The sequence below is a fragment of the Streptomyces sp. NPDC032745 genome, assembly GCF_055579465.1.
The window spans coordinates 273,623-286,281 of record NZ_JBVING010000009.1 but is presented as its reverse complement, the minus strand read 5'-3'; the positions used below and the strand labels follow the sequence as shown (position 1 = coordinate 286,281).

Sequence of the window (12,659 nt, the reverse complement as noted above, 5' to 3'; positions counted from 1 at the left end):
CTCCTTCAGGTGGTGGGGCGATCCGGCCGGCGCAGTCGCAGCAGTTGGTCGTAGTGGGCGACCGAAGGAAGCGGCCGCTTGTCGGGTGGCAGGTGAGCCAGGCGGCGTGAGGCCAAGGACGTCACATTCGAGCGACCAGCCGCAGGGGACGCGGGTTCCGCCGGGGCATGGCCGTCCTCCTCCGCTGCCTTGCGGGCTTCGAGTGCTACGGCGTCCGCGGTCAGCGCGCCCGTCTTCAGGGCCGCTGCGAGGCCGGTGACCAGGTGTTCGTGGGGCAGGTGGCGGCTGAGAAGAAGGACCTCAATCAGTGCGCGGGTGCCGTCGCGTTCTCCGTGGGCCTTGACGGCCGCCGCCCACCAGGCGTCATGGACCGGGGTGAATCTGCCCGCGGAGCGGGCCTGATCAAGCGCGGTGGCTCCCGGCAGGGCACCGGGCTTGCGCACGAGTGCCTCCAGGTAGTGGTCCAGGTCGAGGCGGCATCCGCCCTTGGCGATGAGCCGTTCATGCCGGGCGACTTCCTCGCGGCCGTCGTGGACCACCAGCTCGGAGGCGTGCAGCAGCGCTCGGACCGTCCTGCCGATCAGCCGTACCGGCACCGAGTAGCGGTTGGTGCGGACGCTGATCTGGCTGTAGCGGTCGACCCGCAGGGTGAAGAGCCGGCCCGTCTCGAACGGCTCGTCCGGCAACGGGCCCAGCAGCGGCCGCTCGGCTGTGAAGTACTCGCCGATCGTGCGGGGCCGCGACCGGATCCGCCGGGCATCGTCCGCTTCGTCCCACCGCTCGATCATCTCGTTGAGCTCGGCGAGCGTGGCGACTTCCGGAACAGGGACGAGGTGGTTTCGGCGGAACCAGCCGATCTGGCCCTCGACTCCACCTTTCTCGTGGGCGCCATGGATTCCAGGCTGGCAGTAAAGAGCCTCCAGGCCGTAGTGCGAGCGGAACGCTGTCCACCGCTCGGCCTCCACCCGCTGCCGGGAGAAGCCCAGCACCTGGGCGACCGCGGCCCTAAGGTTGTCGTAGCGGACCTTCGAGGTCGGCACTCCGCCCAGCACGTTGAGAGCGTGAACGTGGCCCTCGAAGAACGCCTCCTGCCCAGCCGACGCGAAGATCCGATGCACTGCCTTGCCCGAGTAGGACAGGCGGAACGCGAACAGGTAGCAGGTCACCAACTCGCCAGCCAACCGCACCGTCACGTCCCCGAAGTCGACCTCCGCCTCGGCTCCGGGCTTGTGGGTCTGCGGGATGAACGCCTCCACCACACCCCGGCCGGCCTGGACCCGGATCTCCTCACGGCGCGTCGCCACATACCCGCGGACCATCTGATACGAGACCTCGTCCGCGCCGTGCTCATCCAGCAGCCGCTCGAAGATCCGCTTCACCGTGTGCCGCTGCTTGCGCGGCGCGTCCAGATCCGCCCGCAGCATCTCATCGATCAACGGCTTGAACGGATCCAGCCGGGTCGCCCTCGGCGGAAGCTGCTTCCTCGGCTCCGGCCAGGCCGACGACAAGGCCTTCTGCACCGTCAAGAACCCGACGCCGTACTTCCGTTGAAGAGCGCGGTTCGACAGCCCCTGGCGCGAGTCACGGCGGATCGCCGCGTACAGATCGACCTTGGACTTCGGCAGCACCCGGGCCCCCTCATCGTGCAGAGCACAACCATGGTCCCGAAGCAAGCATCCAGGTGCTCTCAAATCTCAGCGACATCACTCTTCCGTGGAAGAGGGTGCTCTCGAGGCTGAGCTACAGACGCTCTCGTAACTCGCTGACAGAGCCACGAGAACCCCGCACACGCCCGCAACACCCCGCTCCCACAGCGTTGAGGCGTGCTGCGCTGCCTCCGCCGTCCCGTCCCAGGTCCTGACAGGACAGCGGAAAGAAGCCGCGCAGCCTGGCTGGACACCCCGGTTGGCGCGCCGCGATGCCAGATCGGCTTCCTCCCCAGGGCGACGGCCGACTGCTGTCACTGGGGCAGCCTTCTGCATCATCTGGCGTACCAACAGATTCCATGCCCACCCCACGGTTGCAGTCGATGCAACATCGCGGCGTCAGATGCCACCAGCCGAGGCGCGAGACGTTGTCGCCACCAAAGCATGCGACGGCGGCACATCACTGACCAGGTCGGGAACAGTCAGGAGCTCGAGCGGAATGATGCGCGTGCCCCAACTCCGGCTACTTGACCGGCCGGCGGCGGTCATGTGCCGAGTTCGAGTGCTCGAGCTAACCGCACAGGCGTCCCTGTACTTCATGAACTTGTTAAATGATCAAGGCGCCTCGTAGCCTTACCCGCAGGTACGGGGAGTTTCGCTCGCTGTGTCCCGTACCGGGCGTCTTCAGCGGGCAGCATTGGGGAGAAGAATGAAGCACGCAGTACGCCGCATCGGCGCTGCCGTGGCCACGGCGGCGCTCGCTGGCGGGATGGTCGTCGCACTTCCGGGAATGGCAAGCGCCGCAGGGCCCGGGTACCACTGCAAGAACTGGCAGTCGAACAGCCACAAGTGGACTGCCTCCTGCACCGTCACTTCCGGCCAGGCGCGCGCCACGACCGAGTGCGGCAACGGCAAGGTCATCTATGGCAAGTGGGTCGGCCGCGGGCACTGGGCATTCGGCGGCGAGTGCGGCCAGTACGCGCTCATGGCTACCTCGGTCGACTGGAAGAAGTAGCCGTCGGACCCGGGCTCAGCGAGTCCTCCGATTGACTGCAGACCGGGGGCGATCGCGGTCCGTGCACTCGTGACGCGTGCGCGTGCGACCTTCGGCTGGACTCGGTATCGCGCTGGATGGCGCCCGGGCTCGCGGGGCCGCGCACGCCTGCTCCGGGTCGCCGACGTTCCACCGCGGCCAGCCCCACGGGAAGCGCACCGCGATGTCGAGGACGTCTCGGACCCTCTTCCGGGCGGGTAGAACGCCCGGGCTCCAGTCGGGATGGGGCCCATACATCGGCCGAAACGACGCTGCTGCTGCGGGGCTCGGTGGCAACGATGAGGACGTCCTCTTCACCATCGGCCGGCATCGAGGCCTGGCGGATGAGTGCCTCCCAGTCTTCGGGCCACAGCGTGGCGGCATCCCAGCGGACCCCCCTGCGCGGTACACGATCCAGGATGGCCTGGCTGAGGTCTTCCACGGCACTGTCACCACCGCCGCCATCCGACTCTGGCTCCTTGAATGAGTGCGGACGCTCTGCGTGTGCCCTCTCCATCCACAGACAGGGGGCACACGTCACAGGCGTGAAGCCTCAGCTGCTGGTGCAGGCAGCAGCTGGAGCCAGTACCCCAGCCACACCGGTGCAGAGGTTGCCGTTGTTGGCGAGGTTGAGGAGGCCGTTCTGATTCTGCATGTTGCTCTTCCAACTCCAAGTCCATTCGCCCGGAGCGGGACCTTCGTCTGCCATGGCTGGCGTGGCGAGGGAGACGGCGGCTCCGACGAGGAGGACGGCAGTGAAAGCGCGCTTCGCGATGTTCATGTTGTGATCAACGACGCCGACTCTACGAAGACACCTTGATCCATTGGACAGGCCCTAACCGGCCACCCCGCACAAGGGCACGCCACCACACGAAGATCCGCTCCGCCGAGCGCGGCAGCCCTGACACACCTCCCCTGACTGCTCACGGTTTCCGACAGCCCTCGCAGGCCCGACCGGGCAGCGCCGGGCGGCATGGCTCCGACACGGCGGTTCCCTGGACGATGTCGAGCTGCCCGGCCGCGACCAGGCCGGAAGCGAGACTCGGCCCGCCCGCATCGGCCTCGAAGGCAATCAGTACGGGAGGTGCCTCGCCGACCTGCCGGGCAATGAGCCGGAACCTCGGCAGGCGTCGGCGCACGAAACACAGGATCCTGGAAGGCGGCCGGACACGTGACAAAGACCGGGTCGCTGAACACCAGCTCCAGGCCGTGGGCATACGAGATGTCGTGCCCGGCGCCCAGACGCAACCGCCCGGGGTCCCAGGCGACAATGTCCCAGTCCCACCATGACCCTTCGGGAAGCTCGATCACGGCTCGTTGCCCGCCCTGGACCGCGCCGTCAGTCGGGAATCACCAAACCAAGCTCCCGCAGCCGCGGAAGGCAGACCTCCAGGCACGCCTCCAGAGAGACGGCGTCCGTACGAACCAGGAGATCATCCCGAAGCGGAGCCCCGCTCGCGACGAAGGTCCAAGGCTTCGTCGCATCGCGCATGCGCTCGGCGTCGACCTTGAACAACACCGTCACACCCTGCTCTGCCAACGACTCCATGACCCGCACCACGTCCATCGCATCCCCACCCCCTGCCTGAAATCGAACAGCCAGAAGGCTACACCGGTCTCTCACGCCCGCGGGCTTGACCACTTGGCACCGTGAGGTGTCTACCGCCTCGCCACCACCCGCGCCCGCGCAGAGCAGCAAGCCGTTGCTGGCTGATCACCGCGGTGGGGCTGTTCGCTGGTGCCAGCCTTCCAGCTCTACCTCTTGCCAAGGTTTCCCGAAGACGTGCGGCACCCACTGATCGAGCTGGGTGCCGAAGGCCGCTGCCGAGTTGATGCCGAACGCCGGTATCGCTCCGCCGTCGTCGCGGCCGTCGAAGTAGTCCACGTCGGCCCAGCCACCCCGGAACAGCACCACGGACAGCCCAGCGTCCCCCGGGCCGGAGATGAGCACGCCGACGGAATCGGGATCACGCACGAGAGTTCTGTCAGTCTCAAGCCGCTGAGGCCACGGCGCAGCTTCGTCCCGCCACGTCACCTGCCCAACCTGAAGACCGGCCGCCAGCCATCGCAAAGCCTGCTCATCAAAACGGACTTCAAGCGCCTCGAGCCCCATCTCCCGACGGTAATCCTTTTCCGCTGCGGTGATCGGCAACAGCCACAGGATTTGGGCATGGGCTCCGCCTTCCCACTTGCAGACCTCGAAGTCGGGTCCGAAGGGATACGGCAGGCTCACCAGGTAGTGGTCGCAGTCGGAGTCATCGAGCCACGGTCGGCCAATGGGGACGGTGTGTCCGACGTCGAGTCGCTGGTGTACCGGTCCGCAGTGGTAGTACGCGTTGACTGTGACGCTCTCCAGGTTGATCCATTCGTCGCGCGGTGCCGCGAGAAAGAACTCCGTGCCATGGCCGTCGTGCTGAGTTGCCTCCCAACAGCCCGACGTCACATACAGCCACCAGTCGCCTGGATACGCGGGATGGATCCGGAACACCCGGAATCCGGGCACGCGATCCTCGATAGGCCCATTCACGCCTGGGACCTCATCGATGACGCGACCCGGGAGCGTCCGACGGAGGTGACCGAGAAGAGCAGGGCATGCTGCGGTGTCCGGCATCCGATCATGATGCCCGAGGCCGCCGCAGCCCATCCGCCGGGGTCAGCGCCAGCCTGAGCACAAGATCTCCGTCAGAGCCGAACTACCTGACGCCGAACTGGCCGAGGTGGGGAATGGGGCGACCGTCGCCGTCCCACGTCAGCCAGCCCCGGGCGGCGCCCTGCCGGCCTGCCTCCTGCCTGCCGCCGGCCCGCCTGGGCACGAGGCCTCCAACCGCGGAGCATCTCCCCCGTGAACCGGAATGCAGACGCAAGCACGTGGCGCGCTCTCACGGAGCGCAAGCCTCGGCGATTGACAGGCTGTTCTCGTAGAGGTGGTGCCGGGTGATCCGGCCGTCCTCGACGGTGAGGCGCAACGCGAACGGGCCTTCGAAGGACTTTGCCGTCACGCGTACGGTCCCCGCCAAGTGCCCCATCAAGACCGCGTCGGTGCCGTCAACGAGGAAAGTGTCGACGGAGGCGCGCGCGTCCTCCGGCACGGTGTGCTCCATCAACTCCGTGAACTGGGCGGCGCATTCTTCGGCGGTGGATCGCGGGCGGATCCACGGGGCGGCGGGGTTCTCGGCCAGCAACCAGTCGACCTCGTCGGCGAAAAGCGCGACAAGCCGCCTGGTGTCCCCGGCCACCCGGGCGGCAAGGAACTCCTGTACGACGGCCCGGGTGGTCTCGGCGACGGAACTCGCCATGGTGCCTGAACTCGCCGTGGACTTGGCTGACATAGGACTCTCCTCGCGGCTGCGGCCGGATCCCGGCGGGGGTACCCGTCGGCGTGCTTGATCCTGCCGGTAGAGCGCAGGGCGGTCGATTACCCCGGGGGTAATAGGAAGCCATCTTTCACGCCCACGTCGGGATGCGACGGTGACGTCGGCTTGGCAGGACGATGCCCCGCCGTTGCAAGCAGAACCTAGAGTGGGGCCCGAACACGGGCGCTGAATGGGTAGGGATGATGGACGTATTCGATGAGCTAGACGACGCTGCGCTCACAGATCGGTGCACTGCCATGACCACCGTCCAGCGCCGCCACGCGGCCACGCTGGCGCTCTGGCGGCTGCGTGCGCCGCTGCTGATGCTCAGGCTCGACCCCGAGTGGGGCCTTCACCGCACGGTTGTGGAGCGCGTATTCCGCGCGATGATCCTCACCCCGGGCGAGGAAGAGTCCCACCGCGCCTACACGGAGGCGGTGGCCGAAATGGTCAGCACCTCGTTCTTCACCGACCCGGAGGAAGGGGAACTGGACAACGTCATCGCCGAAGTCCAGGTAGAGGCTCTTGCGGAGTTGGAGATGTGGAACGTACTGGACGAACTGAGCGCGGAGGAGGCCGAGCGGATCATTCGCCGACCCCGCGAGGTGTCCGGATGGCTCGACAGCAGCACGCAAGATTCACTGTGGGACCATCCGGCTCACCGCGCCCATGAGCGGTACCTCGTGACCGCGCCCGGCCAGGGCCGCGGCTCCGACTTCGGCTACCACAGCACCTGTAACCTCGCCGCCGAGGCCGCTTGTCACGACATCGTTCTGGCACTGCCGCCGGCTGCGGGTCTCCTGGGCACTGCAGCCGGTCGAGAGGCTCTCGCGCTCTGCGAGGCTTTCAGCGCCGAGCTTGTCTCGACCCTGGCCTGGCAGCACAACATGGGCCACTAGGCAGCACCCTCAAATGATCTTTTTAGTGGATCACGGGGTGGTGATACGTCGTACATGAACTGACTCATACCGAGTGGGAGTTCGTCCGGCCGTTGCTGCCTGAGTCGTTGCGGCGGCGGAAGCGGCTGGACGACCGCAGGGTCCTGAACGGGGTCGTGTGGAAGTTCCGTACCGGGACGGCCTGGCGGGATGTGCCCGAGCGTACGGACCGCGGGCCACGCTCCACACGCGTTTCCGCAGGTGGGCTGCGGACGGGACGTTCGACGGATGCTGCGGGCCGCGCAGGCGCTGTTGCCGCAGCTCATCCAGAAGCCAGGGCCAGCGTGGAGTCTCAGTGGCAGCATTTCCCGCCAGCGCCAGCACGATCGCCGGGGCAACGCCAAGCTGGCGAGTGCCACCACTGCCGCCGCCCACACCCGCACGCGCACGCGCACGCGCCCATCCGCCGCTCTGGCCACCACCGGCTTCACGACCACGTCGCCCGCTTCGCGCTCGAGCACGACGTCCTGGTGGCCTCCGACGCCGCCTACTCCGAGATCTGCTACGACACCCCTCCCCCGTCCTTCCTCCAGTCACCCGGAGCGATGAACTGCGGCATCGAGTTCCAGTCCCTGTCCAAGACCTACAACATGCCCGGCTGGCGCGTCGGATACGCGGTCGGCAACGAGCAGGCCATCGCCGCCCTGCGGACCGTCAAGACACACACCGAATCCGGTACCTTCGCCGCGATCCAGCACGCCGGCGTCGCCGCCCTCAACGACGCCACCGGCCATCCCGAGCAGCTTCGCGCCACCTACCGCGAACGCATGACCGTGCTGTGCGACGGCCTGGAAGAGGCTGGGCTGGAAGTCCTGCGCCCCGGGCCACCTTCTACTGCCTCGTCCGCAACCCACCGAGTCTCGCCGGGAACGCCTTCGCCGAACGCCTCCTGACCAAGGCGGACGTCCTGAGCATCCCCGGCACCGGCTTCGGGCCCGGCGGCCAGGGCTACCCCCGCCTCGACCAGATCCGCGAAGCCGTACGCCGCATCAACGCCATCCCCTGGTAGCCGTCGCAGACAGCAAGCGACAGGCCGTCTCGTCCTGGCCGGCCAGGACGACACCGCCCGGTGGCTTGTTCGGCGTTCCTGATTTCTTGTGGCAGGCCCGGCTACCGTCACTCTCAGTACCTCTGCGCCGGTTGTGGCGGCGGAGCCCGACCGACCGAGGGCAGCAGCGATGAGTCTTGACAGTGCGGCCAGGGCCTCTGAGGCAGCGGCCCGCTACTACGGCATGAGTGACGTCGACGCTTTCTACGACACGGTGTGGGGTGGCGAGGACATCCACACCGGCATCTACACCGACCCCCGGGAGCCGGTCGCGGCCGCCTCCCGCCGGACCGTGGAAATCGCAGCGGCCAAGATCGCCGACCGTCTCGGGCCGGGCTGCACGGTGCTGGACCTGGGCTCGGGATACGGCGGCCCGGCCCGCTACCTGGCCGAGAGGTTCGGCTGCCAGGTCGTCGCCTTGAACATCAGCGAAGCACAGAACGAGCGCCATCGCAGGACCAACGCCGAGCGCGGCCTGGACGGACTCATCGACGTCGTCACCGGATCCTTCCAGAACATTCCCTACCCGGCCGGGCACTTCGACGTCGTCTGGTCGCAGGAGGCCTTCTGCCACAGCGGAAACCGGCCGGGCCTCCTCGCCGAAGCCGTCCGCGTCCTGCACCCCCGCGGTGACCTGGTCTTCACCGACCTGATGGCAGCCGACACCACCCCCGCGGAAGCTCTGCGGGCGGTCATCGGCCGCCTCGGAGTGAACGAATTCGCCACCCCGGCCTTCTACCGGCAACAGCTCACCGACCTCGGGCTGACCTCCATCGACTTCGACGACCGCAGCAGGCAGATGCTCACCCATTACCTTCGCCTCACCGAAGAAACACGGCAGCGAGCAAAAGAACTCCAGGACCTCATCAGTCCCGCCTACCTGGAAGCTCTTCTGGAGAACCTGCCGCTCTGGGTAGACGCCTGTCGCAACAACCTGACCAGCTGGGGAATCTTCCACTCCCACCGTCCCTGACCACACCACCAGAGCCCCCACCGCAAAACCCCGACGCCACACTGTGCTCCGGCCGCAGTGGTCGTGGCCGCCGACGACGAGGAGCCGGGGCCGGCCGACGCCTGCCGACCACGGCTTGGGACGGAACGCGCCTGGCTGCGGTCATGGCTCCGCCCCCGGCGCGGGTTTTGCACGGCTCGCGCCGGAGCGGTGGCCGGTAGGGCTACTACTGGGTGAAGTGCCATTGCTGGGAGGCTGTCGCCGCGTTCAGGTTCGGTAGTTCCCGCAGCGGCGCTCGCGCTGCACGCCAATCGAGCCCGCTTCCCGGCAATACATCCGCAACGTCAGGCAGTTCAGCCGGTTTCTCAGCTGGCCAAGCCCGAGAGCGCCGAAGTCCTGGCTTGGCCGGCGAAGCTGGTTGAGGAACATGACTAGGTCCTGTCCGATGGGTCGTGGGTCGCGTGACACTCCGCCTGGGAACTCGTTCCGTGAGACATGGGGCGGGGGGATCTCTCGGATGAAGAGTGGGCTCGGCTGGAGCCGCACTTGCCGGCGAATCGCGGGCGGGGTGGACACTGGCAATGCCACCGTCGTGTGATCAACGGAATTCTGTTCCGGCAGCGCATGAGCCTCCCATGGCGTGATCTGCCGTCCCGCTTCGGCAGGTGGAAGACGGTTCACGACCGTCATCGCAGGTGGTCGGCGGACGGCACGTGGGAGAAGATCCTGCGGACTGTCCAGGCCGACGCCGATGCCGGAGGCCGGATCGACTGGAGCATGGTCAGCGTCGGCTCCACGACCTGCCGCGCTCATCAGCACGCGGCCGGTGCCTCCACTCACACCCCGAAGATCCCCGGTCAGCGAAGGGAACCGACGCGTCACCGCTCTGATGAGGCTCTGGGACGCTCGCGAGGCGGGCTGACTTGCAAGATCCACCTTGCTGATGACGGTGGGCGCGCCGCCCACTCGGGTTTGTTATCACGCCTGGCCAGTGGTGTCCTTGTTGCGCGAGCTCGGTGATCCCGAGTGGCTGGAGCGGCTCCGGGGCTACGACCGTGGCGAGATTGGCGCGCTGTTTATCGTCCTGGTGGCGCGGCTCGAGGAACGACTTCGCCGCGGCATGTGTCAGCGAGCGGGTTACGCAGGACTCCAGTGAGTACGGGCGGGTCACCGTGCCGGCTGATGCGACTGTGTGCGGAACCCGGATCGTTGTCTGCGTGAGCAAGTTCGGCTCCCTGGCACTGGTCTGCGCCGACAACCCGGCACCTCCCTGGGCATTGGGGAAGCACAAGCCGCGGGCGAGTTGGACGCTGCGGACCTGGACAAGGTCAAGGGGACGTTGGCCAACCTCGGGAACGCAACCGTTCCCGAGGAGCTACTGGAGAGCGACTACGTCGGGCCGAGCCAGCTGTCCTGGCATGTTCAGCGACCTACCTGGTGGCACCGCTTCTTCGGCAGCCTTTGACGATTGCGCAGCCAAGGCCAAGCCGGTGCCTGCGAGACAGCCGTCAATGGCATAGCCGTGACCTTCAGCGCCGTGGTCGCTTCATGTCTGGACGGCATGGAGGGCGTTGGAACTATCGGAGAGGTACACGACGCCGTCGGCGACCACCGGCGACGTGTACGCGCTCATAGAAAGAACCCAATGCTGCAGCCCAGTATCCGCCTGCAACGCCCAGAGCCCTACACGGGTCGCGGCGTAGACGATGCCACCGGCCACCGCAGGCGAGAGTACCTCTCCGCCGTGAGAAGGGCTGGGAACGTAGGACCAGCGTTCACGTCCCGTGGCCGCATCGATGGCGTACAGCTTGGGCGGCACATCCACATCGAAGATCTTCGGCACACTGTCGGCGCCGACGTAGACGATGCCGGCGGCTACTGCTGGCGATGAGCGCAACCGGGCCTTGGTGTGGAAGGACCAGAGCTGTCGTCCGGTGGTCGTGTCCAGCGCGTGAAGCTTGCCGTTGTCGCTGCCTACGTAGACAACGCCGCCGACCACCGTTGGCGACGAGCGCACCTTCCTGCCTGTAGAGAACGACCAGCGCTTCTCACCGCTCTTCGCGTCCACCGCGTACAGGCTGCCGTCGTCACTGCCGAAATAGACGACGCCGTCGACCAGCGTCGGAGACGAGCGCACATCGAAGCCGGCTTCGAAGGACCAGCGCGGCTCCCCGGTGTCCGCGTTCACGGTGTGGAGTCCGTGGTCGTCGCTGCCTACGTAGACTACGCCGTCGGCCACGGTCGGCGACGAGCGCACCTTTCCCGCGGTCAAGAAGGACCAGCGCTTCGCACCGCTCCTCGCGTCCACCGCATGCAGCCTGCCGTCGTCACAGCCGAAGTAGACGGCCCCGCCGGCCACAGCAGGTGACGACCAAACCCTTCCTTCCGGAGTGTGTGCCCAGCGCAGGTCCCCGCTCGTCGAATCCACCGCATACAGAGCCCCGCCGCTGTAGAACACGAGACCGTCAGCCACGGCTGAGCCGCGGTACCTGGCTTGAGGGGTGATCCAGAAGCCCGTGGGCGTACAGGCGTAGGACCAATTCTTCGTACCCCGTTTGCCTCCCCTAGTCGCCGTGGCTTGCGTGCCAGGCGCAGGTGAGGAGGGAGCGCTCTCCTGAACGAGCTGGGCGACCCGGTCAGGCATCCAGCTCGGCTTTGTCATGAGAAGTGTTGGGTTGAGGACCTGCCCGTTTTCTTCAGTGACGCGTGAGCTGGTCAGCTGGTCGAGCAGTGTGTCGACGGTCGGGCGCTGACCTGGATCCTTTGCCAGGCAGGCAGCAACGACATCACGAAGCTCGCCCGGGAGGGCACCGAGGTCTGGCTCCTCATGGACGGTGCGCAAACACAGCGCGCTCGAGCTGCCGGGCCCGAAGGCACTGACGCCGGTGGCCGTGTAGGTCAGGACCGCCCCGAGGGCGAAGACATCGCTGGCCGGGCTCACCCGCTGACCGAGGATCTGCTCGGGAGACATATAGCCAGGAGTGCCGACCAGCACGCCAGGCCGGGTCAACGTACTAGCCTCCAAAGCCACCGAGATGCCGAAGTCAATGATCTTCGGCCCGTCTGCAGCAAGGAGTACGTTGGACGGCTTGAGGTCACGGTGGATGACCCCGGCCGCGTGGATGACCCCGAGCGCCTCAACCAGTCCTGAGGCAAGGGCGAGTACCGAGTGAAGCGGCCACGGCCCGTGAGCAGCGAGTACCTCACCCAGGGAGGGACCCGGTACGTAGACGGTGGCCAGCCAGGCCGGCGAACCGTCCGGGTCAGCGTCGACCACGCCAGCGGTAAAAGCCCCGTTGACCTGCTGAGCTGCCGTCACCTCTCGCCTGAAGCGCCGCCGGAACTCGTCATCCCTCGCCAGCTCGGGACGCACCACTTTCACGGCGACCGGGCGTCCGCCGGGCGAGCGCCCGAGGTACACCTGGCCCATGCCTCCAGCCCCTAGCCGAGCCACGATCTTGTAGCGCCCCACCTGCTGCGGGTCTCCCGGCCTCAATGCCTCCAACGCTGCCACCCCATACCCCCTTTGCAGCCCGTCACGGGCTGCTGTCCGGCACTGCCTCATTCACCTTCAGGGACGCCGTCCGCCAAATGATGGATCCCCCAGCCGCGCGCGCATCAAGCGACGGGAAGGGAGGGACCTCACGTGGGTGAGGACGAGGCAATCGCCTAACCGATGGTTTCAAGAT

The 12,659-nt window shown here is 67.1% G+C and carries 11 protein-coding genes and 1 pseudogene; 5 read left to right on the top strand and 7 right to left on the bottom strand.

What is annotated here, in order from left to right:
* Nucleotides 1-5: 5 nt before the first annotated feature.
* Nucleotides 6-1,625, bottom strand: coding sequence for an IS21 family transposase (istA, locus tag ACZ5WG_RS24555; protein ID WP_468725985.1), 1,620 nt, complete (start codon nt 1,623-1,625; stop codon nt 6-8).
* 730 nt (nt 1,626-2,355) lie between these two features.
* Between istA and ACZ5WG_RS24550 the strand changes: the two genes are divergently transcribed.
* Nucleotides 2,356-2,661, top strand: coding sequence for a hypothetical protein (locus ACZ5WG_RS24550; RefSeq protein ID WP_030873969.1), 306 nt, complete (start codon nt 2,356-2,358; stop codon nt 2,659-2,661).
* Nucleotides 2,662-3,232: 571 nt separating this feature from the next.
* Here the strand turns inward: ACZ5WG_RS24550 and ACZ5WG_RS24545 are convergent.
* The 4 genes from ACZ5WG_RS24545 to ACZ5WG_RS24530 form a co-directional block, all read right to left on the bottom strand.
* The gene (locus tag ACZ5WG_RS24545) at nt 3,233-3,460 is read right to left on the bottom strand and encodes a hypothetical protein (protein WP_468725908.1); all 228 of its coding nucleotides are present in this window, start codon (nt 3,458-3,460) and stop codon (nt 3,233-3,235) included.
* Between the two features lie 558 nt (nt 3,461-4,018).
* Nucleotides 4,019-4,246, bottom strand: a complete 228-nt coding sequence (locus ACZ5WG_RS24540) for a hypothetical protein (RefSeq protein WP_468725906.1) — start codon at nt 4,244-4,246, stop codon at nt 4,019-4,021.
* A 147-nt stretch (nt 4,247-4,393) separates the two neighbouring features.
* Nucleotides 4,394-5,290 carry a suppressor of fused domain protein gene (locus ACZ5WG_RS24535; RefSeq protein ID WP_468725904.1) on the bottom strand — a complete coding sequence of 299 codons (897 nt, stop codon included), beginning with the start codon at nt 5,288-5,290 and terminating at the stop codon, nt 4,394-4,396.
* Nucleotides 5,291-5,558: 268 nt separating this feature from the next.
* Nucleotides 5,559-6,008: a nuclear transport factor 2 family protein gene (locus ACZ5WG_RS24530; RefSeq protein ID WP_468725902.1), complete on the bottom strand. Its 450-nt coding sequence runs from the start codon at nt 6,006-6,008 to the stop codon at nt 5,559-5,561.
* 281 nt (nt 6,009-6,289) lie between these two features.
* On the opposite strand from ACZ5WG_RS24530, the gene ACZ5WG_RS24525 reads away from it, so the two are divergent.
* The 3 genes from ACZ5WG_RS24525 to ACZ5WG_RS24515 all read left to right on the top strand — a co-directional run bounded on the left by ACZ5WG_RS24525 (nt 6,290) and on the right by ACZ5WG_RS24515 (nt 8,991).
* Nucleotides 6,290-6,931, top strand: coding sequence for a hypothetical protein (locus tag ACZ5WG_RS24525; RefSeq protein WP_468725901.1), 642 nt, complete (start codon nt 6,290-6,292; stop codon nt 6,929-6,931).
* A 59-nt stretch (nt 6,932-6,990) separates the two neighbouring features.
* A complete protein-coding gene (locus ACZ5WG_RS24520) occupies nt 6,991-7,863 on the top strand; it encodes a transposase (RefSeq protein WP_468725984.1) in 873 nt (290 codons plus the stop codon).
* Between the two features lie 285 nt (nt 7,864-8,148).
* Nucleotides 8,149-8,991 (top strand): SAM-dependent methyltransferase, encoded by an 843-nt coding sequence (locus ACZ5WG_RS24515; protein ID WP_468725900.1) that lies wholly within the window; start codon nt 8,149-8,151, stop codon nt 8,989-8,991.
* Between the two features lie 246 nt (nt 8,992-9,237).
* On the opposite strand, the gene ACZ5WG_RS24510 is transcribed toward ACZ5WG_RS24515, so the two are convergent.
* Entirely contained in the window at nt 9,238-9,399 is a 162-nt protein-coding gene (locus tag ACZ5WG_RS24510; protein WP_468725898.1) for a hypothetical protein, read from the bottom strand.
* 66 nt (nt 9,400-9,465) lie between these two features.
* Here ACZ5WG_RS24510 and ACZ5WG_RS24505 point away from each other — a divergent pair.
* Nucleotides 9,466-9,965: pseudogene (locus ACZ5WG_RS24505) on the top strand (IS5 family transposase); the annotation flags it as partial.
* 551 nt (nt 9,966-10,516) lie between these two features.
* Here the strand turns inward: ACZ5WG_RS24505 and ACZ5WG_RS24500 are convergent.
* Nucleotides 10,517-12,535, bottom strand: coding sequence for an outer membrane protein assembly factor BamB family protein (locus ACZ5WG_RS24500; RefSeq protein ID WP_468725896.1), 2,019 nt, complete (start codon nt 12,533-12,535; stop codon nt 10,517-10,519).
* Nucleotides 12,536-12,659: the final 124 nt, after the last annotated feature.

What these genes read in the sequence shown, in the direction of transcription:
- ACZ5WG_RS24500 (WP_468725896.1), bottom strand. Translation starts at nt 12,535, where the DNA reads ATGAGGCAGTGCCGGACAGCAGCCCGTGACGGGCTGCAAAGGGGGTAT.
- ACZ5WG_RS24530 (WP_468725902.1), bottom strand. Translation starts at nt 6,008, where the DNA reads ATGTCAGCCAAGTCCACGGCGAGTTCAGGCACCATGGCGAGTTCCGTC.
- ACZ5WG_RS24535 (WP_468725904.1), bottom strand. Translation starts at nt 5,290, where the DNA reads ATGCCGGACACCGCAGCATGCCCTGCTCTTCTCGGTCACCTCCGTCGG.
- ACZ5WG_RS24545 (WP_468725908.1), bottom strand. Translation starts at nt 3,460, where the DNA reads ATGAACATCGCGAAGCGCGCTTTCACTGCCGTCCTCCTCGTCGGAGCC.
- ACZ5WG_RS24550 (WP_030873969.1), top strand. Translation starts at nt 2,356, where the DNA reads ATGAAGCACGCAGTACGCCGCATCGGCGCTGCCGTGGCCACGGCGGCG.
- ACZ5WG_RS24525 (WP_468725901.1), top strand. Translation starts at nt 6,290, where the DNA reads ATGACCACCGTCCAGCGCCGCCACGCGGCCACGCTGGCGCTCTGGCGG.
- ACZ5WG_RS24515 (WP_468725900.1), top strand. Translation starts at nt 8,149, where the DNA reads ATGAGTCTTGACAGTGCGGCCAGGGCCTCTGAGGCAGCGGCCCGCTAC.
- ACZ5WG_RS24540 (WP_468725906.1), bottom strand. Translation starts at nt 4,246, where the DNA reads ATGGACGTGGTGCGGGTCATGGAGTCGTTGGCAGAGCAGGGTGTGACG.
- ACZ5WG_RS24510 (WP_468725898.1), bottom strand. Translation starts at nt 9,399, where the DNA reads ATGTTCCTCAACCAGCTTCGCCGGCCAAGCCAGGACTTCGGCGCTCTC.